Annotated in this window: 27 protein-coding genes; 6 read left to right on the forward strand and 21 right to left on the reverse strand. The window is 41.9% G+C overall.

The annotated features are described in order from the left end of the window. Positions 1 to 16: 16 nt before the first annotated feature. From FFR60_RS17065 to FFR60_RS17110, 10 genes are all read right to left on the reverse strand, one after another. Complete coding sequence (locus tag FFR60_RS17065) at positions 17 to 484, reverse strand: VOC family protein (RefSeq protein ID WP_137665069.1); 468 nt, start codon at positions 482 to 484, stop codon at positions 17 to 19. A 118-nt stretch (positions 485 to 602) separates the two neighbouring features. Then, entirely contained in the window at positions 603 to 1307 is a 705-nt protein-coding gene (alsE, locus tag FFR60_RS17070; protein WP_137665070.1) for a D-allulose 6-phosphate 3-epimerase, read from the reverse strand. A gap of 20 nt (positions 1308 to 1327) precedes the next feature. Continuing rightward, complete coding sequence (locus tag FFR60_RS17075) at positions 1328 to 2428, reverse strand: PTS fructose transporter subunit IIC (RefSeq protein ID WP_137665071.1); 1101 nt, start codon at positions 2426 to 2428, stop codon at positions 1328 to 1330. A 13-nt stretch (positions 2429 to 2441) separates the two neighbouring features. Further along, entirely contained in the window at positions 2442 to 2891 is a 450-nt protein-coding gene (locus tag FFR60_RS17080) for a PTS sugar transporter subunit IIA (protein ID WP_137665072.1), read from the reverse strand. 165 nt (positions 2892 to 3056) lie between these two features. Then, positions 3057 to 3374 (reverse strand): PTS fructose transporter subunit IIB, encoded by a 318-nt coding sequence (locus FFR60_RS17085; RefSeq protein ID WP_137665073.1) that lies wholly within the window; start codon positions 3372 to 3374, stop codon positions 3057 to 3059. 3 nt (positions 3375 to 3377) lie between these two features. Next, positions 3378 to 3800 (reverse strand): PTS sugar transporter subunit IIA, encoded by a 423-nt coding sequence (locus FFR60_RS17090; RefSeq protein ID WP_137665074.1) that lies wholly within the window; start codon positions 3798 to 3800, stop codon positions 3378 to 3380. Then, entirely contained in the window at positions 3787 to 5274 is a 1488-nt protein-coding gene (locus tag FFR60_RS17095) for a BglG family transcription antiterminator (RefSeq protein ID WP_137665075.1), read from the reverse strand. Before FFR60_RS17095 ends, FFR60_RS17090 begins: the two co-directional genes overlap by 14 nt. 530 nt (positions 5275 to 5804) lie before the next feature. Further along, positions 5805 to 7115 (reverse strand): TPM domain-containing protein, encoded by a 1311-nt coding sequence (locus FFR60_RS17100; protein WP_137665076.1) that lies wholly within the window; start codon positions 7113 to 7115, stop codon positions 5805 to 5807. A 15-nt stretch (positions 7116 to 7130) separates the two neighbouring features. Continuing rightward, complete coding sequence (locus FFR60_RS17105) at positions 7131 to 7703, reverse strand: LemA family protein (protein ID WP_088933906.1); 573 nt, start codon at positions 7701 to 7703, stop codon at positions 7131 to 7133. A 202-nt stretch (positions 7704 to 7905) separates the two neighbouring features. Continuing rightward, positions 7906 to 8799, reverse strand: coding sequence for a helix-turn-helix transcriptional regulator (locus FFR60_RS17110; protein WP_137665077.1), 894 nt, complete (start codon positions 8797 to 8799; stop codon positions 7906 to 7908). Positions 8800 to 9443: 644 nt separating this feature from the next. Here FFR60_RS17110 and FFR60_RS17115 point away from each other — a divergent pair. Next, complete coding sequence (locus tag FFR60_RS17115) at positions 9444 to 10619, forward strand: M28 family metallopeptidase (RefSeq protein WP_137665078.1); 1176 nt, start codon at positions 9444 to 9446, stop codon at positions 10617 to 10619. A 60-nt stretch (positions 10620 to 10679) separates the two neighbouring features. On the opposite strand, the gene FFR60_RS17120 is transcribed toward FFR60_RS17115, so the two are convergent. Beyond that, positions 10680 to 11492 (reverse strand): LysR substrate-binding domain-containing protein, encoded by an 813-nt coding sequence (locus tag FFR60_RS17120; protein WP_249355029.1) that lies wholly within the window; start codon positions 11490 to 11492, stop codon positions 10680 to 10682. A gap of 203 nt (positions 11493 to 11695) precedes the next feature. Between FFR60_RS17120 and FFR60_RS17125 the strand changes: the two genes are divergently transcribed. Then, positions 11696 to 12703 (forward strand): YeiH family protein, encoded by a 1008-nt coding sequence (locus FFR60_RS17125; protein WP_137665080.1) that lies wholly within the window; start codon positions 11696 to 11698, stop codon positions 12701 to 12703. A 2-nt stretch (positions 12704 to 12705) separates the two neighbouring features. Here FFR60_RS17125 and FFR60_RS17130 read toward each other — a convergent pair whose 3' ends face one another. The 9 genes from FFR60_RS17130 to FFR60_RS17170 form a co-directional block, all read right to left on the reverse strand. Continuing rightward, positions 12706 to 13353, reverse strand: coding sequence for a copper homeostasis protein CutC (locus tag FFR60_RS17130; RefSeq protein ID WP_137665081.1), 648 nt, complete (start codon positions 13351 to 13353; stop codon positions 12706 to 12708). Between the two features lie 16 nt (positions 13354 to 13369). Further along, a complete protein-coding gene (locus FFR60_RS17135; RefSeq protein WP_137665082.1) occupies positions 13370 to 14539 on the reverse strand; it encodes a MalY/PatB family protein in 1170 nt (389 codons plus the stop codon). Between the two features lie 99 nt (positions 14540 to 14638). Beyond that, entirely contained in the window at positions 14639 to 15343 is a 705-nt protein-coding gene (locus FFR60_RS17140; protein WP_088933913.1) for an SIS domain-containing protein, read from the reverse strand. A 90-nt stretch (positions 15344 to 15433) separates the two neighbouring features. Continuing rightward, the gene (locus FFR60_RS17145) at positions 15434 to 16249 is read right to left on the reverse strand and encodes a PTS system mannose/fructose/sorbose family transporter subunit IID (RefSeq protein ID WP_371853646.1); all 816 of its coding nucleotides are present in this window, start codon (positions 16247 to 16249) and stop codon (positions 15434 to 15436) included. Further along, complete coding sequence (locus tag FFR60_RS17150) at positions 16224 to 17042, reverse strand: PTS mannose/fructose/sorbose/N-acetylgalactosamine transporter subunit IIC (RefSeq protein WP_088933915.1); 819 nt, start codon at positions 17040 to 17042, stop codon at positions 16224 to 16226. The genes FFR60_RS17145 and FFR60_RS17150 overlap by 26 nt, the downstream gene beginning before the upstream one ends. A 1-nt stretch (position 17043) precedes the next feature. Then, positions 17044 to 17526 (reverse strand): PTS sugar transporter subunit IIB, encoded by a 483-nt coding sequence (locus FFR60_RS17155; RefSeq protein ID WP_137665084.1) that lies wholly within the window; start codon positions 17524 to 17526, stop codon positions 17044 to 17046. A 17-nt stretch (positions 17527 to 17543) separates the two neighbouring features. Then, positions 17544 to 17894, reverse strand: a complete 351-nt coding sequence (locus tag FFR60_RS17160; RefSeq protein ID WP_137665085.1) for a PTS sugar transporter subunit IIA — start codon at positions 17892 to 17894, stop codon at positions 17544 to 17546. Between the two features lie 12 nt (positions 17895 to 17906). Then, positions 17907 to 18602, reverse strand: a complete 696-nt coding sequence (locus FFR60_RS17165) for a GntR family transcriptional regulator (RefSeq protein WP_088933918.1) — start codon at positions 18600 to 18602, stop codon at positions 17907 to 17909. A gap of 200 nt (positions 18603 to 18802) precedes the next feature. Next, positions 18803 to 19225: a RidA family protein gene (locus FFR60_RS17170; protein ID WP_137665086.1), complete on the reverse strand. Its 423-nt coding sequence runs from the start codon at positions 19223 to 19225 to the stop codon at positions 18803 to 18805. A 452-nt stretch (positions 19226 to 19677) separates the two neighbouring features. On the opposite strand from FFR60_RS17170, the gene FFR60_RS17175 reads away from it, so the two are divergent. The 3 genes from FFR60_RS17175 (at position 19678) to FFR60_RS17185 (ending at position 22919) form a co-directional block, all read left to right on the forward strand. Continuing rightward, positions 19678 to 20472, forward strand: coding sequence for a TraX family protein (locus tag FFR60_RS17175; RefSeq protein ID WP_137665087.1), 795 nt, complete (start codon positions 19678 to 19680; stop codon positions 20470 to 20472). A gap of 536 nt (positions 20473 to 21008) precedes the next feature. Further along, a complete protein-coding gene (locus tag FFR60_RS17180; protein ID WP_137665088.1) occupies positions 21009 to 22379 on the forward strand; it encodes an MFS transporter in 1371 nt (456 codons plus the stop codon). A gap of 93 nt (positions 22380 to 22472) precedes the next feature. Then, positions 22473 to 22919: a helix-turn-helix transcriptional regulator gene (locus FFR60_RS17185; protein ID WP_137665089.1), complete on the forward strand. Its 447-nt coding sequence runs from the start codon at positions 22473 to 22475 to the stop codon at positions 22917 to 22919. 51 nt (positions 22920 to 22970) lie between these two features. On the opposite strand, the gene FFR60_RS17190 is transcribed toward FFR60_RS17185, so the two are convergent. Then, positions 22971 to 24179: an MFS transporter gene (locus tag FFR60_RS17190; protein WP_137665090.1), complete on the reverse strand. Its 1209-nt coding sequence runs from the start codon at positions 24177 to 24179 to the stop codon at positions 22971 to 22973. Between the two features lie 147 nt (positions 24180 to 24326). On the opposite strand from FFR60_RS17190, the gene FFR60_RS17195 reads away from it, so the two are divergent. Continuing rightward, the gene (locus FFR60_RS17195) at positions 24327 to 24680 is read left to right on the forward strand and encodes a winged helix-turn-helix transcriptional regulator (protein ID WP_088933924.1); all 354 of its coding nucleotides are present in this window, start codon (positions 24327 to 24329) and stop codon (positions 24678 to 24680) included. Positions 24681 to 24700: the final 20 nt, after the last annotated feature.

Genomic DNA, 24700 nt, shown 5'->3' on the forward strand with positions numbered 1-24700 from the left:
GGCGGTCTTCACCTTTTTAGCTATTTAACATATTTTCGACGATTTCTTTACCTAAAAATGTTTTCTCACCTAATTCATCTACGGTCATTCCCTCTGCCGCCAATCGTTTCACCATGACGGTCAGATCTTCACCGACTTGGATTACATGCTTATCGGGATCGTAGAAACAGGCAACCTTTTGTCCCCATTCCATCGTTGCGACGTCTCGCAAGAATTCTAATCCCTCTCCTTTAGTCCGTTCAATGAAGGCGTCAAAATCCTTCGTCTCAAAATAGAATTCCACTGTATTATTTTTATAGTTGAATATCTCTTTGTCACAACCGGTAAAGCGAATCCACGATTCCTCCGTTTGCAGCGATAAGCCCCCATTAAACGTCACATTTTCTCCAAAATCAGAAATAATATCTACTTCTAAAAACTTTCGATAGAACACTTTTGACCGTTCCATATCTTTTACTACCAGCATTGGTCCGCGATATTCCATTCAATCCCTCCATTTTTTAAAGCGTTTACATTATTGTTTACTATATCACAAAAGGGTTGTTTCGTGTTTGGAAAAATTAACAAAAAACTTGGAGCCGAAAGACTCCAAGTGTTCAAAATTATTTTGCTTCTATATAAGTCAGTTTTTTCCCAGTCATTTCTTCATAGTCATTAACCATGATATCCCATGCTTTAGCGATATCTTCGTCTGAGCCGAATAGTCCGCTGCGACCAACGATATAGATATCTGGGCCGGCTGCATCGATTCGTTTGAAGGATTTGCGATTGGAAGAGCCATCCATCTCGATTACGTAGTCATAGCCTTTTTCTTCTCGTAATTCTCGTAGTGCAACGATTTTATCTAACGTGCTTTCGATAAAACGCTGTCCGGCAAAGCCTGGATCGATCGTCATGATCGTAATTTTATCAACGAGTTCAATATAAGGGAAAATCGTTTCGATCGGTGTTTCAGGATTTAAAACAACTCCCGCTTTCAAGCCAGCATCATGAATTTGATCAATCAAACGAAAGGCTAAGCCGTCTAACACTTCGGCGTGCATACAGATCCATTCGCAGTGCAGATCGACTAGCTGCTGAACCCAAAAGCTGGGATCAGTCACCATCAAATGGGCCGACATCGGCAGTGTGGTAATTTTTCGCAGCTCTTCGATAAACCACGGAGAGAGCGTAATGTTCGGCACATAATGTCCATCCATAATATCAATGTGATACGAATCTACCTGATCGTTCAAGAAAGTGATTTGTTCTTTAAATTTATCCAAGTCCATCGTCATTAGTGATGGAGAGAATTCTACTTTTTTCATGTGTCGTCACTCTTTCTGCCTTAGAAGATTTGAATATCTTCCAGATTAATATCGTCTTCTTCTTTTTCAACGTGCATCGCTTCATCTTCTTCTGTAACATTTTTCTTGATGACTGCCAATACGACAGCCGTTACAACTACATTGACAAGAATCGCGATCACCCCTGCCCATGGTCTCGACATGGTCGGGATCATCAAGACTCCGCCAAACGGTACGGTCGCATCTGCACCTAAGATCATGGTAGTTGCTCCGCCGGCAAAACCGCCGATCGCTGTTGCGACAACACCGCGCACAATATCATTCATGACTAACGGAATGACCCCTTCAACGATGTTAATGACACCCATCGGTACCGCTGATTTCAATGTTTCGACTTCCAGTTTTGTATAAATATTTTTTCCGAACAGCTTCGCGATAAAGAAGGCTAAGCCAAAACCAATCGGTGTTGCAGTATTAACTAACTGTAAAGCAGTGATCGGGCCATTCAAGCCTTCCGCCTGCATCGTCAAGACAAAAGCGAAAACGGTTTTGTTGATGGGACCGCCATAATCGACACCACTTAATAAACCAATCACACCACCAAAGACTAATAATGAAGAATTGCCTAAACCATCTAAAAAGTTTGTTAATAGTGAAGTCAGTGCTGCGATCGGTGCGCCAATGATATACACCATGATCAAGCCGCCGATGATTGATGTTAGAAATGGAATGATCAGCGTTGGCATCAAGCCTTTCGCCCAATTTGGCAGTTTCACATATTTTAAAATTGCTACTACTAGATAACCTGCTAAGTAACCGCCTAAAATTCCGCCGATAAAACCAGCGCCGATGGCATTGGCCGTCAGTCCAATAATAAAACCGGGAGCGATCCCTGGTTTGCCGCCGATAGAAAATGAGATCCCCGTCGCGATCACAACCGGCAGCAGGCCTAAGCCTTTACCGCCCATCGTTGCCAAAGCATCCCAAATCGTAAACTTGCCTTGCACCAATGCATCCTGACTTGAACCGCCAAAGGCCATCCCGATGGCGATCAAGAAGCCGGCACCGCAGACGATCGGAATCAAATATGAGATCGCCGTTAGTAAATGCCCTTTAAGATTTAACTCTTTAATTTTTTTCATTTTTCTTCCTCCATTAAGCGAATGCTTCAACAACATCTTCTGGCTTTTTCGCCTGCAACAGATTACCAACTACTTCATCGTTTCCTAGTTTTCTGGCAAAAAGCGACAATAGTTTTAGATGATTGGTCGCACCGTCATTGTCATTTCCCACCGCAAAAAGAATGATCCCCTTCACGCCTTTGCCGTCTAATGTTTCCCAAGGGATCTCCTCTTGATTAATCCCGATTGCTACGCCGACTTTATTGACGAAGGAGCTTTTTCCATGAGGAATGGCAATATAATTTCCAATGCCCGTTTGACCTTCCGCCTCCCGCGCATAGATATCTTTGATAAATCCTTCTACTTCTGAAATATAGCCATTGTCCAACAACTGGTTTGCCAAATCCTTCAAAGCCTCATCCTTGGTTTTGACCGTCATATTGGTTTTGACAATATCTAAATCCACAATGTCCTTTACTTCCATCTCAATTCCTCCTATTTCGAACGAACGTACTCATTTTTCAAAAGGAGAAAAATGAATTCGATCCTCACTACGAATATCATTCCGCTAAACTTTTCACTCGCCATCCTTAAAAAAACGGCTGTTTGCAGTAATTCTTTTTGAACTGCGAAAAGCGGAACTGACATCCTAAGCCTTCTGGGCAACAACCTCTTGGGCTTTTTCGATCAATTTGTTAGGTGACTTCACGGCAATTTCGGTAGGTACTTGAATGATCCGCTTACCGTCAAAACGTTCCCGTCCCGAAATTTTTACATCGACTGCTAAAATCACAATATCGGCTTGATCGATTTCTTCTTGTGTCAATTCATTTTCGATACCGATCGTTCCCTGTGTTTCGACTTTCATTTCACAACCCGCTTTTTTTGCGGCGTTTTCTAATTTTTCTTGTGCGATGTAGGTATGGGCGATTCCCACTGTACATGCTGCGACTCCAACGATTTTCATAATTTATTCCTCCAATTTTTGGTAAAAAAGCTCTACATTTTCAATATTCAGTAATTCCTCGAGAAAAGCCTCATCGGCTAAGCGCCGGGTGAACTGTGCGATTTTCTTTTTAACTTCCTGACTTTCGCCGCTTTTCAATAAAATTGTAATCACGAGTTGAACTTGCGGTGTTTCTTCGTCAAAATCGATCGCTTCTGCTAAGCGGACAATCAAGATTTGACTCTGCTTGATTTTTGGACTCTCTAAATGCGGCAGGATCACATGCTCTGCGATCATCGTGTTGCCGACCTTTTCCCGCTGCTGTAAAAGTGCGATCAGCTCCTGTGCTTCAGCCCGATTGGCAAAATCTGCGATAAAGCGCTGAATTTGATTTCTGTCTGTTAATGGTTGGTTTAAATAGACAGTGAAAAAATTATCGTTCATCATAGATCGCCTCGATTTTCTTTTGTAGTCGGTTCTGATCGTCGCGGGTAAACATCGCACTCACCAGTAAAGATGGGATCGGGATCGTATCACTGACACTGATCGTCGTTAAGATCAAATCGATTCCCGGATATTTTTCCGTGAAGCGTTTGGCATCTCTTGAAGCCACCACATCGACGATCTCCAATTCAGGAAATTTCTTCTCGATCTTGACCCGTAACAGTTCCGAAGTGCCGACGCCCGTCGTACACATAATCACCGTACGGATCGGTAATTGATTGGTCTCGATGATCCGGGCAAAATACAACGTAATAAATCCATTTTCATCTTCATTGATCCTCGACAATTCAAAACGCTGACTCACTTCATCAGAAACATCACTGACATCTGCAAAAATTGCTTCATAGGTCATTTTGATCTGATCCAGCAAGCTATTTTTTACGTGAATCCCATGTTCCAAGCGATTGATCATCGGCTTGATATGATTGGCTAAATCAAGAAAGATCGAATCCCCTTTGATCGGGATATTCAACCGTTGGCCCATACCATCCAGATAGGTATTCGTGATCTCAACGACCCTTGAAGAAAATTTCGTTACTTTACTCAAGGAGCCCTGCATTCGTGAAGAGGCCAAATATTGATAAAGATAGTAAACCTCTGACTCTGGCAGCTCGTTGTGCAAGTAATTCTCCACATTTATGATCGCGGCTTTGGCAACCTGATAAAGAGCCGTGTCCTGCTCCAAGCGTTCCTGCTCTTTTTTAGAAAGCGGACTCATTTCTTCGTTCGGCAGTTTACGGATCTTACGTAAACGACTGATTAAAATATATAAATGAGTAAAAATATTGACGTTGTATGGATACGGGATCGTCAGCTGCAATTGTTTTTCGATCAATTTCAGCTGATCCAAAATGAACAATACATCGTAGTTATTGAAGTTCAATTCAGAATTATTCTTCAGTTCGTCGATCTCAATGATGTTGTGCATCTGGATCAAATCCGCGATCGCACGACGAATATTGGCTTCTTTTCCTAAAACAGCTAATGTCCGCTGCTTGCGTTCCAGTTTCAACTCGTAGCGCTGCAAATGCTCCGCGATGAGCTGCTCATCGCTGAAGATAACCGACTCGCCAACATAATAATCCTCAAACAAGTCATAAACACTCTTCGCATTAGGCGATGAAAGTAATAATTCCTCCGTCACCCGATTTCTGCGCTCTTGTGGTGAATATTGACTGTGCTGGCTGGGTTGGACATTTGTCTGATTGATATATTTCTCGTAGTTTAATTTGTAGCCTCGCCCCTTTTCTGACTGGATCAGTCCTTCGCCATGTGTTTCGTTGATTTTTTTGATTAGGCGATAAATGGTCTTCTGCGAAGTTCCTAGGTGCTCCGCCAATTCATCGGACGTGATATAATCATGTCGTTTCGTTAGAAGTAGTAACAGCCTTTGTTCACGATTTTTCTTTGCTCCCATGGCTATCAACCTCCCCTTCTTGTTTTTATCATAACCTGTCAGAAAGAAAACGCTTCACTTGGTTTTGACCGTTGCAACGGACAAAAAATAAAAGCCTTCCTCTCCATTATAGTCAGGAAGCCTTTAATAAGTAGTAAATGTTAGGATAAATCATAGCGTTCATTGTTAACTAAAAAATGTAGAAATGGCAGTTGCCTCTTTTTAATAGAACTCATTTTTCGGTGCGCATACCATTCCGCTAAACTGCTCGGCATCTAGTTTAGTGGAAAACCGTTAGTTTCGATCGACTAATATTAATAAACTGGGAAAACTGGAACTGGCAGCTACCTCGACTTCACTGATTGTATTTTTCTAAAAAACAGAAAAATACTTTTATTTTCGGTGCACATACGATCCAACTATACTTTTTGCTCCCTAATTAGTTGTACTTGCAAGATAATCTTTTTGAACAAAGTAAACTGGGAAAAGTTGGACTCGCAAATAAGCGTGAGACTTTTTTTTCGTCTCACGCTTGCTTGTATTTTATTCAATTACCAGCCGCCTGATGCGCCGCCACCGCCGGATGAACCGCCGCCGAAGCCGCCCCAAGAGGAGCCGCCGCCACCTGATCTGCTGTCATTATCCCAATTGCTGGAATTATAATTCGACGCCAAGTACGCTGTCGTTAATACATCGCCGTTACCGGAATATAAGGTATCGCCGATCAATATACGGCCGAACATTTTCTTTTCAGCCGAAGGGTTTCTTAGCAATCTTCCTTGGATGATTGCCCGTTTGATTCCTTTTACAGACATCCCGATCAATAAGCCGCTTAACAAAATTTGGTAAAGCTCTGTGTGTTTAATTTTCCGTTGAAACTCTTCTTCACCGGTGATAGAAGCTGTTTCTGACTGATATTTTTTGTAGTTCTCTTTTAGGAAAACGCGTGCTCGTAAAAGATTGACTACTAATAACAGACTGACGAAGAACAGCAGGCCTAAGACTACCATACCAGTCCAGTGAAAGAACATCAGCTGTGTCCGTGAACTCTTGACCTTTTTGATCTGTGAATCTACCAAGGCCGTCTTCGTATTCATGATCGCGAACACTTCATCCAAGACCTGATTGACACCCTTGTCATAATCTTCATCCTTGAAGGCTTCTACCACATCATCGTCATTAATGATGTCATCTGCCTTCCCGTCAGGAATCAGACCTTCCAAGCCATAGCCTACTTCCAAACGAAATTCTCGTTCGTCTAAAGCAACCAAGTACAAGACACCATTGTTCTCATTCTTATCACCGATCCCCAATTGATTAAAGATCGTATTGGCATAAGATTCAATATCTTCTCCTCGAGGCAATTCTGGAATAGTGACCACTACAAACTGTGCGCCGTTAGTGCTGGCGGCTAATTGTTTGTTTAACTGATAAATTTTCTCCTTTGTCTTCTGACTAAGCATCTTGGCGTTATCAGATACAAAGATATTATTTTTATTGATGGTCAAATGACCGTCGGAACCTTCGATCGCCACATCATAATTATTGGCTTTTTTAGGATATTCCTTCAAATTCGCCAAATTATCATTCATCGTCGTTTTGAAGGATTGACTAACCGTGACTTTTTTACCAGACAAAATATCTTCACGTTCTTGGTCTAAGGTAGTCAGCTGCTGATCGTAAACCTCTTTTTTATCGTTGTAGCTGTTACTTGTAAAGAGATTGAACAATCCGAATCCGCTGACCAGCATCACAACCACTAAAATTATGGAAAAGCCCCCATTGCGTTTGCGTACCTTACGATAATTCTCAACGACCTCTTGATGGAGCTGTTTCCCTGAAGTACGCTGTTCCCTTTTCATCTTCCTCACCCATTCTTATTCAAAGCTGACATCTGGCACTTCTTTTGCCTTATCGTCGGCTTTGAAGTTCGCCTTTTTCTCAAAGCCTAAAACTTTCGCTGCCATGTTTTTAGGGAAACGAACCAAGCTTTGATTGTAATCATTGACCTGTTCGATATAGTTTTTCCGTTCAACTGAAATGCGGTTTTCTGTACCTTCTAACTGCACCATCAACGTTTTGACATTTTCATTTGAAGCCAGTGTCGGATAATTTTCCTGAATAACATTTACCATTGTGCCTAAGCTTTGTTCAATTTGATTATTCGCGTCATTTTTCTCAGCCGGTGTCTTCGCGCTATTGTAAGCCTTCCGCGCATCGGTAATTTCTTTGACGATCTTTTCCTCATGATTCATGCTGCCTTTAACACTGTTCACCAGATTTGGAATCAAGTCTGCCCGCCGCTGCATCACATTTTCCACTTGCGACCATTTTGCATCCACGTTGTTTTCTGCTGAAGCCAATGAGTTATATGTCGTTATTAAATATGCTCCGATTGCCAGAGCGATGACGACAATCCCAACAATGATACCTGAACCTCTTCGTTTCATTTCTATCCCAACCTTTTTTCTGATTTTTTTATTCTTTGTGGTTGAGCTAATTATAGCACTCCGGGAAACCTGCACCTCAGACTTTCGACCGATATTTGAGTTAGGTGGTTGACAGATAATTTCGCTGATTTTTTTCCTTCATATATAGAGATTGAAAAAGCCTTCAAACTTTTTTTTAAGAAGTTTGAAAGCTTTTTGGGTTTTAGCTAAAATGGACAGGTCGTGCTTCGATGTAGCCGCGATAGCCTTGGGGTTCCAACTGGATGCGAGGGGCGTCATTTTCCGCCCATTGGCAATTATTTAACTTAGGATCATAATGATTGATCTGCTCGATCACTGCATTGATCGCTTCGTCAAATCGTGCTTCATCATAAGGGTCTCCTTGAAACAGCAGCATCGTACAAGCAGGCAAATCGATCATTTCAAAGGCTTCAGGAATGATCCCTTGATAATCAACGGGGACTTCGACTCCTTGCGCATACCTTGATGTTCCGGCTGGCCGCATCGTCTCAGGCAACCACAATCCTACCGGTTCATACAACGCTTCCTTGATACTGGCAAGAATGCCCCACACATCGCAGCCTGCCTCGCGGGCATATTCGATATAGCTTTCTGCTTGCTTTCCTCGTAAGAGAATCAGCTTGCGGGTGGGAAAATTAATTAAACGTACATGGAGATTTTTCGATATTGGCGGCAAATCAGCATGCTTTTCTCCCATTAAATAATAGCTTTCGACAGGATACGGGGTGAATAGTGGGATCGGCGGTGTCTTTTTTTGATAGCTTTTGGGAGTGACACCAAATTGTTTGCGAAACGCTCGGGTAAATCCTTCATGAGAATCAAAGACAAAATCCAAGGCCACATCGATCACCCGCAGCTGCTCATCTCGCAAAACCAAAGCCGCCTTCGATAAACGCAATTTGCGAATGTATTCGAACGGTGATTTATCCGTGTACTCTTTAAACATTTTGGCACAATGCCACGGCGAATAGCCCGCTTGCTGCGCTAACGCATGCAGGGTGATCTCCTCAGCTAAGTTTTCTTCTATATATGTCTGCATCCGAGTGACTGCCGCCGCATGATCTAAATTTGCCATAATTTCCCTCCAATTTTTTCTTACTATGTATACTCGATCCACCAAATCATCACAAGGAAGGTCAAGAAATGCTTTCCAGCCTCTCCTATAATTAGGTTATCAGTTAGCGAGAGGTCAGTCCAACGTTATTAAGCTGATCGATCCAAAAATACTGAGTCAAAAAAGGATGCCAGTTCAACTTTTCACAGTTTATGAGAAATGAGAGGAGAAAATAAGCTTATCTGAATTACGTCACAAGAATCTAGTTGGATGGTATACGGATGGAAAATCGAACTTATTTTTCCCGAACTTGGAAAAATAAATTCTTTATTATGAAGAAGGATGCCAGTCCAACTTTTCACAGTTTATGAGAAATGAGAGTAGAAAACAAGCTTATCTGAATTACGTCACAAGAATCTAGTTGGATGGTATACGGATGGAAAATCGAACTTATTTTTCCCGAACTTGGAAAAATAAATTCTTTATTATGAAGAAGGATGCCAGTCCAACTTTTCACAGTTTTATAAGAAATGAGAGGGGGAAAATAAGCTTATCTGAATTACGTCACAAGAATCTAGTTGGATGGTATACGGATGGAAAATCGAACTTATTTTTCCTGAACTTGGAAAAATAAATTCTTTATTATGAAGAAGGAGTGGAAAAAAATGAAAAGTATCAAAAAGAGTGTAGCAGGTCATATGGAAAAATTGTGTCAGGAAATCGGGCCGCGCGCGACAGGTTCAGCTGGAAATAAACTCGCGGTGGATTACGCTGCGGAGAAATTTCGTTTGTTAGGGTTTGATGTTCAGTTACAGGAATTCCCGTGTATGAATTGGCAAAATGACGGGGCAGAGCTTTTTGTAGATGGTCAAGCAGTCGAAGTAGAAGCGGCGGAATATGCGATGCCTTGCGATGTTAGCGGGGATCTGATCTGCGTACAAACGATTCAAGAGCTGCAAGCAGCCGATTTAACCAATAAAATTTGTGTGATGTACGGTGATTTGTGTAAAGAACCGATCATGCCGAAAAGTATGGTCTTTTGGAATCCGGAAGAGCACCAAGCCATCATTCGTGAACTGGAACAAAAACAACCGCTAGCGGTGATTACAGTGAGCTTCCTTGAAGAAGTAGCGGTACCAATCATTCAAGACGGTGATTTCACTGTTCCATGTGGAACAGTGAAGGGTAAATTTTTGCCTTCGTTAATAAATAAAAAGAACGCCGCCCTTCGACTATTCACTGAACGTAGAGCCGCCGTCGCAGCAAACGTGATCGCCACTTACGGCAAAGGAAAGAAGCTCGCTTATTCAGCACACATCGATACGAAGCCTACCACACCGGGAGCGTTAGATAACGGAACAGGTGTCGCAACGCTGCTAACCTTAGCCGAACAATTGGTTGAAACAAAGTTGAATCATCAGCTTGAATTTGTTTTGTTCAATGGTGAAGATTACTATTCGATGCCGGGAGAAATGACCTTTATGGCTCAATCGTTAAATCAGCCGGAAGAATATGAATTCGCCATTAATGTAGATGGTGCCGGAATGCAAAACAGCTCCATCTCCTACTCACTTTATGAATGCTCCGAACAATTGACCGCACAGCTAGACACGTTTTCCAAAGCTTATCCGACTGTCGAAAAAGTCGAACCTTGGCCGATGGGCGATCATATGCTGTTTGCAGGAGCGGGCATCCCGGCAGCTGCCATCACTTCCACACAAATCTACTTACTAATGGAAGCAGTCATGCACACACCGAAAGATAATCTATCGATCGTTGATTTCCAACGCTTAGAAGAAACCGTTCAATATTTAGTTGAGCTGACTAAATGTTTAAATTAAAAAGGAAAAGCAGTCTGCCGATTTTCGCAGACTGCTCTTTTTACGTTCAAACGTTCCGCTTTATTGCTCACTCCACTCACAAATAAACTCAGCGCATTTTTCGATATCCTCGGAAGAGCCGGACTTGCGCCGAATCAAATAAAAATTTCGCTTGTAGCTGTCATCCAGTCGTTGATGGGAGATCCCTTCTGCTGCACGCTCTGAAATCAACGAACAGCCGAAGCCTTGTTTCAACAGCCCCACAATAACTTCATTGTTTTGGATCTCCATGACCGGACCATCAATATCCTTTTCTTCCAAAAAGCGCTTTGTATAGTAATAAACGCCGGAAGTATTTTCCCGTACCAACCACGGTCCTTTTTCCGTATCCCCTGCCAAGACCAGCTGATCCTCCATCAAAGAAAAACGTTTGATGTTAGGAGCAGACAATGGTTTTTCAATAAAGCCGATGTCCACGGTATGGTGCTCCAGCGCTTGTAAAACCTCTAAAGAATTCATCATCCGAACACTAAAGCGAATTTGCGGGAACTTCTCGTGCATCTGGATCAAAAGTGACGGCAAAACGTAATTGGCAAATGTGTGGGAAGCACCGATCACACAGCGAATGATCTGCTGCTGTTTTGTTTGGACGGCCTGATACAGCTTATCCCAATCATCCATCAAATCCACGACACGTTCATAAAGAATCTCCGCTTGCGGCGTCACCAGCACTTCTTTGCGCCCGCTGCGGATAAATAATTGGGTGCCAAATTCATTTTCCAATTGCTTGATTTGCGAGGAGACGGTTGGCTGGGAAACAAATAAAATTTCCGAAGCCTTCGAAAAATTTTTCGTTTCATATACTACCTTGAAGGTTTCTAGCCACTTAAACATCGTAATCACTTCCATTATCTTTTTCTATCTAAGGTATTATATCAATAAATTATAATAATGAAAGTTATCGGTTATAATTTGTTTTGCAAATGAAAGGGCCATGAAAAAACGTTGACCCTTTTAGTGAGAAACATCTTTTAATAACGTTCGGTATAAAAACGTGAACAATCGAAAGAAATCATCAACTAGAAAGAGGTCGAACTATGTTTACTAATTTTTACACAAAAGCCAAACCGATCTTGCCAGGTCTGGGATTATCTGTCGGCGTGGCAATCTTAGCGAAATTATTGGCGTTGCTAGTACCCAAATTAGGTGGAGCTACCTTAGCCATTCTATTAGGGATCATTTTAGGAAACACGTTATTCAAGCAGCCCGCTTTAGCAGTCGGCACAAAATTTTCTGAAAGTCGTTTGTTGGAATATTCCGTCGTCCTGCTAGGTTTTACTGTAACCTTCCAAACAATCGGCGAGATGGGGATCAAAGGACTGATTTTCATTTTATTAATGATGACAACCGTAATCGCAGGTGCTTATTGGATCGGCCGCAAGCTGGGCTTCAATGAAAAAATGTCCATGATGATGGCAGGCGGAAATGCTGTTTGCGGATCATCGGCGATCGGCGCGATTGCCCCTTCCATCGAAGCAAACGATGAGGAAAAGGGACAGATCATTACCCTTGTCAATCTGCTGGGAACAATCATGATGCTGACACTTCCTTTTTTAGGCATCGCTTTATTCGGCGATGCGCTATTAAGTAAGAGTGCGTTGCTTGGCGGAACCCTGCAGTCCGTCGGCCAAGTCGTTGCCGGCGCCAGCTTAGTCAATCCAGAAACCGTTAAATATGCGATGCTGTTCAAGATTACTCGCATCATTTTTTTAGTGGTCGTCGTCTTTGTCTTTGAACGCAAAGCGCAGCGTGACGGCATCGTAACAAAAAAAGGATCGAAGAAAAAATTCCCGATCCCTTGGTATGTCACTTGTTTTTTGATTTTCTGCATCATCAATAGTTTCTTTACCTTACCCGCACTTTTCAGTGACGGCGCTCATTTTGTCAGCACATGGTTTGAAACGACCGCCTTAGCCGCGATTGGATTGCGCTTAGACTTCCGAAAATTCTTGAAGGAAGGTCCCCGCTTTTTACTTTACGGTTTGTCTGTCGGAGCTGTTCAAACGATTGCGGCGCTGGTGTTTATTTTTCTTTTGCATATTTAGAATTAAAAGGAAACGATTCGGGTTCCGTGTGCCTCTGACAGCTTTAATGTAGTAAGCAACTCGTCCACATTATCAAAACGGATTCCCGCTCCTGGCAAAATAATGATTCGCTCGTTCGCATACGAAATCAATTTTAATAAATGCGGAGCCGTTTCGAAAATTGGTTTTTCACCGCTCCCACCATGCGTTAGGATACGGTCCACACCATTTTCAGCTAACCAATCAATGGCTCGATATTGATTCTCTTCACTTAGTTCATCAAAAGCCATGTGAAAAGTAACTGACAGATTTCCGGCTTGATCCAATAGTGCTCGAATGAGTTTTTCATCTAACCAATGGTCTTTTAAACAACCAAAAACAATGCCGTCTGCCTTCAATTCTTTGCATATTTTCACATCAGCAAGCATGATCGCAGCTTCCGCTTCATTATATTCAAAGTCTCCTCCTCTGGGTCTGATCATGACCATGGTGGGGACATTTTTTTCCTTAGCATAAGAAAGGGTCTGCTTTATTACACCATAGCTGGGGGTTGTTCCGCCTTCTGCGAGATTATCACAAAGCTCAATTCTGCCGGCACCAGCAGCGATCGCTTGGGGAATATGTTCAAAATTCTCGGCGCAGTATTCTTTGATTACTCTCTTTTTACTCATACCAAAATCTCCTATCCTAGATCGCGTTATCGTTGAGTGCTTCAAGCAGGCGATCCATTCCTTTGACTAAAATCTCACTTGGACAACCAAAATTTACCCGAATGTACTTTCCATCAATCTCTTTAAAAATCGTTCCTTCATGCACATCGATGCAGTACTTTTCTTTTAATATTGTCCTGATTTCATCCGAATCAGCACACGGACTATCCAATATCTTTATCCACGCCAGATACGAGCCTTCAGATCTGATTAATTCAACTCGTTCGATATCGGCAAAAATTTTTTCAAGATAGTGATAATTTTCTGCTAAAACTTCAATTAGGCTTTCCAACCAGCTAAGCGCCTTCTCTGGGTTTCTATAAAGACATTCCAGCGTCTCTATGGCAAATAAATCTAAGTCGTTCAAGCCATTTCGTTTAAAGGCTTCTTCTAATTGCTTTTTTATAGCAGGATTTTTCGTAACGACATACGAAGCCTTGATCCCCGCAACATTAAATGATTTTGCTGGCGAAGAAAGTACGATCAGCTTTTCCACAGGACGGCAATTTCGTAAAACCGAGTTGAATGAATATTCATTGAATACAAGGTCGCCATGAATCTCATCCGCTATCAGATATAACTCTCTGCTCTGCACCAGTTCCTTGATTTCATCTAGTTCAGTCCTATTCCAAACGCGCCCGACCGGATTATGCGGATTGCATAAAACAATTGCTTCTACCTGCTGGTCCTCATTCACGATTTGTTTTACCTTTTTAAAATCGATCTGATGACCGTTATCAACATGCAGAAGCGGTATTTCGATCACTTCTACCCCGCTTTTTTGGGCAATAGTTATCAACGGTGGATAACTCGGTGTAAAGACTATTATTTTTCCACTTGTTGATAAGCACGTTTCAATGATTATCCGATAACTGTGTAAAACACTTGTGGAAAAAAGAAGATCCTCTTTCTTCACGTCACAGCCGTATTGCGCTTTATACCATTGGCAAATTCCCTGATTTACCTCCTGCGGAATATCCGTATATCCGAAATAATTATCCTGAACCCTAGAAATTAAATGCTCCGTTAAAAACTCAGGAGATGGGAAATCCATATCCGCGATCCAAAAGGGCAGGATATCTTTTTCTCCATAACGCGACCACTTTTTCGAATGGGTTTTCTTTCTAACCTTTGCTACTGTTTCCATTTTATGCTCCTATCTGTTAATTAGATATTCGCAAATGCGAACCAACTAACATTCTAAAAAAGCCTTAAACTTGAAGAATCAAGTTCAAGGCCCCATTTTTTAAATATGGAAGATCCGATCAGCATATTTATCTTCGATCGCTAGATTTCGTTCATGTCCGCCATCAACATTTGCACTCATATATACAGGCGGTTCGAAGCCTTTTTCCACCATGATTTTAATTGCTTCAAACATTGTTTGTTGTAAAAGCAAGGTTGCAGCAAACGAAGAGGTTCCGCAAACTTTTGTATCCAAACCTTCGATTTCTAATGCTGCATCGCCAAAACCAGAGTGATTATCCAACACCACATCCGCAAATTCATATAGCATTTTTCCGCTAGGATGACGTGAAGTCGTCGCCTTCGAGATATCTAAAGCAGTAAGAACGATCAGTTTGTTTCCGCGTTTTTTAACTTCCTCCGCAATTTCGATCGCCATAGGATTTCTTCCTGAGTTTGAGATCAAAAAGAAGATATCATTAGGATTAACCATAACCTTATGCATCAGTGTTTTCCCAACACCTTCACATTGTTCGTACATCCCGCCCGCTGGGTCCATGATCGCCTTTGATGTGATCAATCCACCAGCGCGCCCGCTGATTTCAATTGCTGCGGCATAAGAGTGTCCGCTGCCAAAGGCTTGGGTAATCCCGCCATTCATAATTCCCTCAGCCACAATTTGAGCCGCCTTTGAAATATTTTCTCCTTCATTTTCTTCGAGAACTTTTGTAATTCGTTTGCATTCTTCAAAAAATTCTAATGTCATTTCTGATTCTCCTTCTTCCTACTGATATATTAATTTTCTAACCTGCTAAAGCAGGGAGTAAAACTGATCTCCGGACTGAGCTAAGTCTCTTTATCCTAAAATCTTAAGATTATAAAATACAATCGACAGCACCATTACTAGTAAAATAGCTTTTGTCGAAGTCATTCCTTTTTTACCTAACAGCCAATAAACTAACGCGACTAGACAAGCTGGAATCAAAGCAGGCATGATCTGATCTAAGATCTCTTGCAGCTTCATTGTCACTTCGCCGGATTTATAGACGAAGGAGACATTCGCTGTAATAACTGTAGGAATAAGTGCCCCTACTACCGTAACTCCCAGTAAAATCGCCGCATCTGTCAACGCGTTCAATTTATCACTGAATTCATTTACTAATTTGAGACCTTGCTTATATCCAAATGGCAGGAACGTAAGTCGGGCGATACATACCGCAGTATTTACCAGCAGCCAAATAATGACACCGGTCACATTCCCCTTTTGCCCCATGTAGGCAGCAATCGATCCTAAAACGGTAGGAAGCAAAACACCAAATATCGTATCCCCTACACCTGCGAAAGGTCCCATCAAACCAGTTTTGATCCCAGTAATAACTTCTTTTGATTCAAAGCCTTCTTGCTCTTCGATCGCCAGATCTATTCCGACAATGAAATGGCCCATCATTGGATTACAATTGAAGAATTGATTATGTGTTTCCAGCATTTCTTGAAGCTCTTCTTTATTGTCCCCATATTTCTTTTCTAAAAACGGCAACATCGTATAGAGATAACCAGTAGACATCATACGTTCATAATTCCAACAAATTTGGCTTCCTAACAACCAGCGGTAACTAGCGCGAAAAAGATCTTTTTTGGTGATTATATTATTCTTCATATTCTCCATCTTCATAGCCCCCTATAGTTAGATTCGTATTGGCAGCAGCAACAGGTGCCGCTTCTGCTTTCTTGTCCTCACCAACCTTGCGATTGAAATGATTGATCGCTAAAGCTAGTCCAACCATAGCAACCCCTAGCATCGGCACTTTCAAATAGGCGGCGCAGAAGAAACCAGCGATTAAATAGGCAATATATTTATTCGTAGGAAGATATTTCAATAAAACTGCGATCCCAACTACAGGAAGCAAGCCCCCAGCTACCCTAAGACCTCCCATCAACCAATCAGGCATATCATTTACGATCACATCTACAACTTTTTGGCCGAAAATAAGCATGATGCCGACTGGAATCGCGCGTGATAATCCCCAAGGAAACATTCCCAGCACCGTATTTCTAGCGATCCCTTTAGTATTCAAGTCTTCAATGTTCTTGTCGATTCTATGAAGAAAGAACGTGTTGGCAAATCTTGCCAATACATCTAATTGAACCATCAAAAGACCTACTGGAACTGCTATGGCTAAGGCAAATTCAATCCCTTTTCCAGAGACATGCGCAAGCGCAGTCCCGACTATCGCACCAGTCGTAAAGTCTGGGACGGAAGCGCCTCCATAAGTTCCCACACCAAGAACCATCAACTGCAAAGTTGCCCCAATCGTTAGACCTAAAGTAACGTCACCAACAATAAATCCTGCAATTGTTCCAACGATAACTGGAAATTGCATACCAATAACTAAAGTTAAATTATCTAAGATACAAAAGAATGAAAAGATAATTAAGATAGCAATTTGCCAAGTAGCTAATTCCATATTAATCCCCCTCCTTTAATAGTTTCATGAAGCTGCTCTTATCTTCATTGGGTACCATTTGTGCTACTAGCTTCACACCTTTCTCATTCAAATAATTAAATGATTCGATATTTTCAGGTGTGACACCGATTGATTTCGCCACTTGCTTTGAACCCTTCTTCGCGGACATGTTTCCTACATTTACTTCGACCAGTTCCACACCGCTATCCACTAATTCAATGAGCGTCTCAGGATTTTTTACAATCAGAAAAACCTTTTGATTATCGTATTGTCCATCCTTTATTCTTGCAGAAGCACCCTTTGTCGTTAAAATACTGAGCTTAACTGAATTAGGCTTAGCCATCTTAAGAACGTCTTTTTCCATCTCATTTTTGACAACCTCATTATCAACGACCATAATTCGATTAGCCTTTAAATGATTCGTCCACATTGTCGCTACTTGACCATGGATCAAGCGTTCATCGATTCGAACATTAACAATCATTTTCTTCGCCTCCTTTTCTACAGCTCTTTTATAGAATCCTTCGCATCTGCTAAACTCTTTTCGCTATCTTTCTCCATAACTAAACTCAGGAGCATAGATAAATTCAAGCCAGTGAAAACGCGCACGCCTTCATTGCTTTTTTTGGTTAGCAATGCCGCGTTCGCAGGACTGCCCCCAGGTATATCGCAGTAAATCGATACGCCATCTGCAGCCGCTGCAATTCGTTCATTGTACCGTTCGATAATATCAGTGACAGACATGTCTTCTGTAAAATCAACCGTGTAGATATTTTCCTGTTTACCTGCGATCATTTCCAAACTGTTTTTGAGCGTTTCGCCGTACTTCCCATGTCCGCATAAAATAATCATTTTTCTGCCCTCCTATACTGATGTCACAGTAATGTCAAAGTAACTATACTTCTTATACGAAAGAATAAATTCAATTAATTTGTTGTCGGTTGAGTATGTTTTTTGTGTCATAAGAACTACCGGTTCTTCTCCAGAAATCTTGAGTAATTCTTTGATTTTATCTGATACAGGGAATAAAATTTTGAAATTTTCTTCGAATCGATTATTAAACAAGTTAATATTTCGCTTTTCACGAACAGTGTCGTAAATCGATTTTAGTTGTTCCTTCGAAGCCCCTTGAATATAGTTGGAATCCATATAAGTGACGGTCAATTGAATAGGATCGTTTCCGGCATACTTTAAGCGAGTGATTTCTTGAACTTCAATACCTTCTTCAAATTCACCGATGATTTCAGAAGTCGATTCATTTTTCACAGAAATAACTTCTGTGCGTTCATCACTACGATCAAAATATTTGTAATCATTCTCAAAATATCTGACAGCGGTCCCTCTAAGCGCCTTAGTCACAAAAGTCCCTTTTCCTTGAACCCGATAGACATAGCCTTCTGAAACAAGTTCATTGAGAGCTTTTACTACCGTCGTAGAGCTGACATTGTACTTGCTTTTCAATTCTGCTTCGCTGGAAATCTTTTGTCCCGGCTGAAATTCCTTTGAAAGAATGCGTTTAACGATATCCTGTTTTATCTCTTCATATTTTGATATGGCCATAATGATCCTCCTTTTATAACTTAACACGTTAACCTGTTAACACCTTGATAGTAGCATCCTAAAATAATATATGCAAGCGTTTTCTACAAAATATTTGTTTTTCTTTTATCAAAAGTAAAAATAAATTCTTTTTATTCCATTATAAAAAGCCTCCCAAATAAAAACGGAAGGCTTAAAAATATCTATTTAAATACCGCTTATTACTGCTTCACTACTGCGACGATCTCAACTTCTACCAAGGCATCTTTTGGTAAATTAGCGACACCGACACAAGAGCGGCTGGGCTTTTCGTTATCGAAAAAGCTTTCGTATACCTGATTGAAGGCTGTAAAGTCAGACATATTTTTCAAGAAGCAGGTCGTCTTTACCACTTGATCATAATCCGCATCGACAGCGTTCAACAGGCCGCCGACATTTCGTAAAACCTGATAGGTTTGATCCTCAATCGTTTCACCCACCATCTCGCCGCTTACCGGATCTAGCGCGATCTGCCCAGAAGCATAGAGCATACCATTTACGACTTTCCCTTGTACGTAAGGACCGATTGCTTTTGGTGCGTCCTTTGTTTCCACTGTGTAGATTGTTGGTTCTTGAAAATCCACCTTCGTTACATTGTTTTCCATTTTCCCCACTCCTTTTTTTTATAGAAAGATTTCGTGAACTAACGTTGTGCCCTTGGCTAGACTTGACAGCTGATACGTTAAGGCATAGTCAACAAAAAAAGCATCTCACTAATTGCTTAGTGGGATGCTTTGGAGAATCCCACTCAACAAATGTCAAACAGGACTTCAAACTGTTTTTTGCAAAACAAGCTTCAAGTCCTCAGTCTAATAATAATCATTTGTTCAGTAGTCGTCGCGTTCATAGAAATTCTCCTTTTTAAAATTAAATTTAAATGGCATTTAAATTAATTTATGATTGTAATGATAACGGAGGTTCTTTTAGTTGTCAATGAGTTTAAAGAATTTTCTGACATTTCAATCTCTCATTTTTGTAAGCTGATTGTTCGTTCAATAAATGGTGCACGATTCCAAAAATCGGTATCGTAGGATTATAAATTGAGAGGAGTTTTTTTATGAATAAGGGATTGACTGGTTTCCAGTTAAAAGTAATCGGGGTTGTGTCGATGGTGCTCGATCACCTCGCGGAATTTTTCCTGTTTTTAGGCGTTCCTATGTGGTTCCACTGGATCGGCCGGATGGCAGCACCGATTTTTCTATTTGAAAGTTCTGAAGGATTCATTCACACGAGTAATCGTAAAAGATATATGTTTCGTTTGTTAGCCGGCTTTTGGTTGATGGGAATTATTAATATGATTTTGAATGAGTTTTTTACCGTTGGTAGTTCGATCGTGATTAACAACATTTTTGGTACATTATTCTTAGGGACGGTCTACATGCAAGCCTGCGAATACTTCAAGCAAAGAAAAACCTTTGTTAAGGGTCTGATTTGGTTCTTTGTGCCGATTCTTTTAAACGTCTTTTCGATGATGCTCTTATCTAACGACAGTCTGTTCAGCTCAAGATTCGGAATGCTTTTCTTCCGCGGCTTCACCTTGTTGGTACCGACACTTATGATGACAGAAGGCGGAATTTTATTTGTCGCACTAGCAGTCTTGTTCTATCTGTTCCATGGCAAAAAAATGCTGCAAGTAGCTGCGTTAGTCGCTGTCGCGATCATTACGTTAGTCTTTGGCGGCGGTGTCCAACATGCCTTCACCTTTAATTACCAATGGATGATGCTCTTATCAGCGATTCCGATCATTCTTTACAGTGGTGAAAAAGGGAAGAGTATGCGGAATTTCTTCTATATTTTCTATCCCGCACACATCGCATTTTTTGCTATCATCAGCTTTTTCCTTCAACGCTAAACTTGACCTTGTCCGCAAAAAGCTTTACAATGCTGTTTGTGAATAAATCGTACAGATAACACGCATTGCGTGTCGAGAGAGAGGCGGTTTCTATTAATTTAGAAACCACCTCTCTTTTTGCGAGTTCAACTTTTTGCAGTGTTCATAAGATGAGGTGTTTTTTGTTTGGCCTCGCCTACTAAAAGCACGTGTCGTTTAGTTGAATCGTAGGCGTGACGAAGATTAATGTATTTTTCCGGTTTTTGGAAAAATACTTTCCACTGACCTGAGGTAGCTGTCAGTTCTGCTTTTCGCAGTTTTGTAAGTTAGGTGATCAGTAACTAAATTTTTTCATTACTCAAAGGTTCGAGCTGTCTAGCAGAATGATATGCGTAGCGAAAATAGACGTATTTTTCTGGTTTTTTAGAAAAATACTTTCTGCTGCCTTGAGATAGCTGCCAGTTCTGCTTTTTTCAGTTCTACAAATTAACTCCCAATCCAACTTTTGCAATGTTCATCAATCTAAGTTATCTGTCGAAATAAAGTGAGGTTATTACATGAAAGAAAAGAAAATCCATTTGTTGTTAGCTGTCCTTGCCACCGGGATCATGTCCTTTGCCGGCGTTCTGATCGAGACCGCCATGAATGTGACCTTCCCCACCCTGATTAAACAGTTCGGGATCTCCACCGGGATGGTGCAGTGGGTCACCACCATTTATCTCTTAGTGATCTCTATCATGGTGCCCTTCTCTAATTATTTATTGAAAAATTTCTCGATCCGTAAATTGTTTATCGTTGCCAATCTCTTTTTTATCGCGGGGTTAGTGATTGATTTATGGTCGCCTTCTTATAGTATTTTATTAGTCGGGCGCTTGTTTCAGGGGATCAGTACAGGGATCGCTTTGCCCTTGATGTTTCATATTATTTTGAATTTCACTCCGATGCACAAACGCGGCACCATGATGGGTGTCGGTACGTTGACGACTTCGATTGCACCTGCGATCGGCCCAACGTACGGCGGGATCATGACGGCAAGTCTTTCTTGGCACTCTATTTTCTTATTCCTATTGCCGGTCTTGGCGATTTCTCTGGTCATCGGGCTGTACGCTATTCCTGAAATGCCGGTCAAAAAAACTGGAGCTCTGGATATCATGAGTCTGATTGGGGTCGCGCTGCTGTTTAGTGGTCTGCTGATGTTCTTAAACCAAATTGGCAGCTTGATGGGCTTTGTCTCACTTGCGGTGGGTATCGTTGGATTAGTGATTTTTTATCGCCAAGCGACACGCGCGAAGAATCCGCTGGTGCGCATTACGGTTTTGAAAAATAAAGTTTTCGTCTTATTCCTGTGCGGCTTCTTGGTTTGTCAGTTCTTGCTGTTAGGTATTTCTTTTGTGCTGCCTAACTTTATTCAGATCGTTTTAGGCAAAGATGCCTTCATCGCCGGTCTAGTCATGATGCCTGGTGCTGCGGTAGGCGCGATCTTGGCGCCGATCTCTGGTCGTGTCCTCGATTCTTTCGGTCCGAAAAAACCGATCCTGCTTGGATTGAGTTTTGCCACGATCGGCTGGATCGCTTTGACACTGTTATTGCGTTCACCGTTGTTACTTGGATTTGTCGCAGGACATGTCTTTTACATGATCGGTATCGGTTTTGCTTACAGCAACTTAATGACTACTGGGATGAACCTGCTATCAGAAGATGAATATGGAGACGGCAATACGCTGTTCAATACGCTTCAGCAATTTTCTGGTGCGATTGCGACCGCGATTGTTGCGACGATCATCAATTTGGCGCAGCAAGCTCAACCCGATTTTATTGCCGCAACGGTTACGGGTTCACAAATTTCATTGATCGTTTTACTAGCTTTACTATTGGCCGTTTTGCTTGCTTGTCTGATTCATTTTCGGAAAGAACCGGTCGTTAGATAAGAGTTAAGAATACGGGCAAAAGTTCAGCCGCTGTTCGCTGGTTTTCATGGTACATCCTGCTAAACTTAAAGTATCAAGTTTGGAGGGATAAACATGACACTAGGAAACAATTTCTTCAATGCCCGAAAAAAACAAGGACTGTCACAAGAAGAGGTGGCAGAAAAACTTGGGGTGAGCCGACAAACCATTTCCAAATGGGAGCTCGACGAAACACTGCCGGATATTAACCAATCAAAAAAATTGGCCGCCGCCTTCAAAGTATCCTTAGACGAGCTGATCGAATTCGATCCTGATTTGAACGACATCAAGGAAGTGATCGCTAAGACCAGTGAAGAAAAACAGCAGGCCATCGATTGGACAAATGTGTGGGCGGAAAAATATCCCGTTTTAGCAAAATATCAACAAGACGTCCGCCTCGATGACTACATTCCCCAGATCACTGATATGCTGAAGCGTTTGAAAAAGGATTATGGCTACAACGATCAAGATGCCTTTCTAGTTTTCAAGGATATTTTGGCACAGGTTTGGAAAAACAATTAAAACGAAAGCCGTGGCTTCAGTACCCACGGCTTTTTGCTTGCGTAAATTTGATTAATTTCGGCATTCTTCGGCTTCATCTAGTGAAACAGCAGATTCGCTTTTCCTTACCTGCATGATCAACAGAATCGCGAATAGAACAATCACTGCACCGAAAATAGGTGTGTAGGCGATCCCCATTTTGCCAGTGACCTGCGCGCCGACTGTCGAGCCTAGCGTGATCCCGATATTGAAGGCCGCGATATTAAACGCCGAAGCCAACGTTATATCCTGTGGTACGTATTTTTCTGCCAGCTGCACCACATATAACTGCAATCCGGGTACATTCATGAAGGCGAACAACCCTAACAGCAGGGCGGCGAACAAGCCCAAAATAGAATTGCCGATCAAGGTCGTCACAAATAAAAAGACAAGGGCCGTCATCAAAAGACCGAACATCTTGATCAATGAATCCAACGGTTTTTCATTCGCCAAATGCCCGCCGACCGTATTGCCGATCGCGACCATTACACCGTAGACGATCAAGATAATCACGACTGCACTGGCCGAAAAGCCAAAGCCTTCCAAAATTGGCGATAGGTAAGTGTAAGCCGCAAATGTTCCGCCGTAACCAAAGGCAGTGATCAAGAAAGACATCACGAGCGGTTTATTAGTAAAGATACGGCCAAAGCCCTTCAAGTCCACCTTACCGGGAATCGGTAAATGACGGGGAACTAAGAAGCTGCTGGCGATCAGACCAAGCAAACCGACCACGGCGATAAAAATAAAGGACATATTCCAAGTGGTCTGCTGACCAATGAAGGTTCCAAGCGGAACGCCGGTCACTGTCGCTACCGTCAAACCGGTAAACATGATGGCGATCGCACTTGCGCGCCGTGAAGGTTCCACAACATCCGCTGCAATAACGGTAGAAACCGACATAAAGATTCCGTGAGCCAATGCCGCCAAAATACGACCCAGCAATAAAATCGTAAAGGTCGGCGCAAAAGCCGCTAACAAATTTCCGCCGATAAACAGCAGCATGATCCCCAGCATCAAATTGCGGCGATTCCATTTTCCGGTTAAGACCGTCAGCAAAGGTGCGCCGATCGTCACCCCTAAAGCATATAAAGATACGGTCAGACCGGCTTGGGCGAGTGTGACATTGAAGCTTTTAACGATCATCGGCAAAAGCCCTACGCTGATAAATTCTGCGGACCCGATCGCAAAAGCATTGATTGCGAGAGCCAGTAACGTTAAGTTTGGTGAGATTTTCTTTTCCATTTTAGTTCCTCCAATAAAAGTATTTGTAACCTACGAGAAGATACTATATACTGTTGATGACCTTTTGATAAGTACCCACTTTTTTGTACTATAGGTACCTTTCAGTAACTTTTGGATCATATCAAGGTTTTTAGGAGGAATCTTTTTTTGGAAAATCGTGCATACATGATCGGCGTCGAGGCAACGATGGATGTTATCGGCGGAAAATGGAAACCTATTATTCTTTGCAACCTGCGCCATGGACCGATGCGCCCTAGTGATTTGAAACGCGGAATCACCGGCATCAGTCAAAAAATGCTGACACAGCAGCTGCGTGAGTTAGAGGATGATAACATCATCGACCGCAAAGTTTATCAGCAAGTCCCGCCAAAAGTGGAATATTCATTAAGCGACTACGGCCGCAGCCTTTCAGATATTTTAGACAGCCTTTGCAATTGGGGCGAACAGCATGTCGCTCACCTGCAAGAACAAGGACAGGATATTTGCTTGAAGGCAAACTAAAAAATCAGGCGTTCTTCTCA

The sequence above is a fragment of the Enterococcus hulanensis genome, assembly GCF_005405485.1.
Lineage (GTDB): Bacteria > Bacillota > Bacilli > Lactobacillales > Enterococcaceae > Enterococcus_A > Enterococcus_A hulanensis.

What these genes read in the sequence shown, in the direction of transcription:
- FFR60_RS17140 (WP_088933913.1), bottom strand. Translation starts at nt 15,343, where the DNA reads ATGACATTAGAATTTTTTGAAGAATGCAAACGAATTACAAAAGTTCTC.
- FFR60_RS17180 (WP_137665088.1), top strand. Translation starts at nt 21,009, where the DNA reads ATGAAAGAAAAGAAAATCCATTTGTTGTTAGCTGTCCTTGCCACCGGG.
- FFR60_RS17190 (WP_137665090.1), bottom strand. Translation starts at nt 24,179, where the DNA reads ATGGAAAAGAAAATCTCACCAAACTTAACGTTACTGGCTCTCGCAATC.
- FFR60_RS17075 (WP_137665071.1), bottom strand. Translation starts at nt 2,428, where the DNA reads ATGAAAAAAATTAAAGAGTTAAATCTTAAAGGGCATTTACTAACGGCG.
- FFR60_RS17150 (WP_088933915.1), bottom strand. Translation starts at nt 17,042, where the DNA reads ATGGAATTAGCTACTTGGCAAATTGCTATCTTAATTATCTTTTCATTC.
- FFR60_RS17125 (WP_137665080.1), top strand. Translation starts at nt 11,696, where the DNA reads ATGTTTACTAATTTTTACACAAAAGCCAAACCGATCTTGCCAGGTCTG.
- FFR60_RS17115 (WP_137665078.1), top strand. Translation starts at nt 9,444, where the DNA reads ATGAAAAGTATCAAAAAGAGTGTAGCAGGTCATATGGAAAAATTGTGT.
- FFR60_RS17175 (WP_137665087.1), top strand. Translation starts at nt 19,678, where the DNA reads ATGAATAAGGGATTGACTGGTTTCCAGTTAAAAGTAATCGGGGTTGTG.
- FFR60_RS17080 (WP_137665072.1), bottom strand. Translation starts at nt 2,891, where the DNA reads ATGGAAGTAAAGGACATTGTGGATTTAGATATTGTCAAAACCAATATG.
- FFR60_RS17100 (WP_137665076.1), bottom strand. Translation starts at nt 7,115, where the DNA reads ATGAAAAGGGAACAGCGTACTTCAGGGAAACAGCTCCATCAAGAGGTC.
- FFR60_RS17085 (WP_137665073.1), bottom strand. Translation starts at nt 3,374, where the DNA reads ATGAAAATCGTTGGAGTCGCAGCATGTACAGTGGGAATCGCCCATACC.
- FFR60_RS17135 (WP_137665082.1), bottom strand. Translation starts at nt 14,539, where the DNA reads ATGGAAACAGTAGCAAAGGTTAGAAAGAAAACCCATTCGAAAAAGTGG.
- FFR60_RS17185 (WP_137665089.1), top strand. Translation starts at nt 22,473, where the DNA reads ATGACACTAGGAAACAATTTCTTCAATGCCCGAAAAAAACAAGGACTG.
- FFR60_RS17160 (WP_137665085.1), bottom strand. Translation starts at nt 17,894, where the DNA reads ATGATTATTTTATGCGGACATGGGAAGTACGGCGAAACGCTCAAAAAC.
- FFR60_RS17145 (WP_371853646.1), bottom strand. Translation starts at nt 16,249, where the DNA reads ATGAAGATGGAGAATATGAAGAATAATATAATCACCAAAAAAGATCTT.
- FFR60_RS17090 (WP_137665074.1), bottom strand. Translation starts at nt 3,800, where the DNA reads ATGATGAACGATAATTTTTTCACTGTCTATTTAAACCAACCATTAACA.
- FFR60_RS17120 (WP_249355029.1), bottom strand. Translation starts at nt 11,492, where the DNA reads ATGTTTAAGTGGCTAGAAACCTTCAAGGTAGTATATGAAACGAAAAAT.
- FFR60_RS17170 (WP_137665086.1), bottom strand. Translation starts at nt 19,225, where the DNA reads ATGGAAAACAATGTAACGAAGGTGGATTTTCAAGAACCAACAATCTAC.
- FFR60_RS17110 (WP_137665077.1), bottom strand. Translation starts at nt 8,799, where the DNA reads ATGGCAAATTTAGATCATGCGGCGGCAGTCACTCGGATGCAGACATAT.
- alsE (WP_137665070.1), bottom strand. Translation starts at nt 1,307, where the DNA reads ATGAAAAAAGTAGAATTCTCTCCATCACTAATGACGATGGACTTGGAT.
- FFR60_RS17130 (WP_137665081.1), bottom strand. Translation starts at nt 13,353, where the DNA reads ATGAGTAAAAAGAGAGTAATCAAAGAATACTGCGCCGAGAATTTTGAA.
- FFR60_RS17095 (WP_137665075.1), bottom strand. Translation starts at nt 5,274, where the DNA reads ATGGGAGCAAAGAAAAATCGTGAACAAAGGCTGTTACTACTTCTAACG.
- FFR60_RS17165 (WP_088933918.1), bottom strand. Translation starts at nt 18,602, where the DNA reads ATGGCCATATCAAAATATGAAGAGATAAAACAGGATATCGTTAAACGC.
- FFR60_RS17065 (WP_137665069.1), bottom strand. Translation starts at nt 484, where the DNA reads ATGGAATATCGCGGACCAATGCTGGTAGTAAAAGATATGGAACGGTCA.
- FFR60_RS17155 (WP_137665084.1), bottom strand. Translation starts at nt 17,526, where the DNA reads ATGATTGTTAATGTTCGAATCGATGAACGCTTGATCCATGGTCAAGTA.
- FFR60_RS17105 (WP_088933906.1), bottom strand. Translation starts at nt 7,703, where the DNA reads ATGAAACGAAGAGGTTCAGGTATCATTGTTGGGATTGTCGTCATCGCT.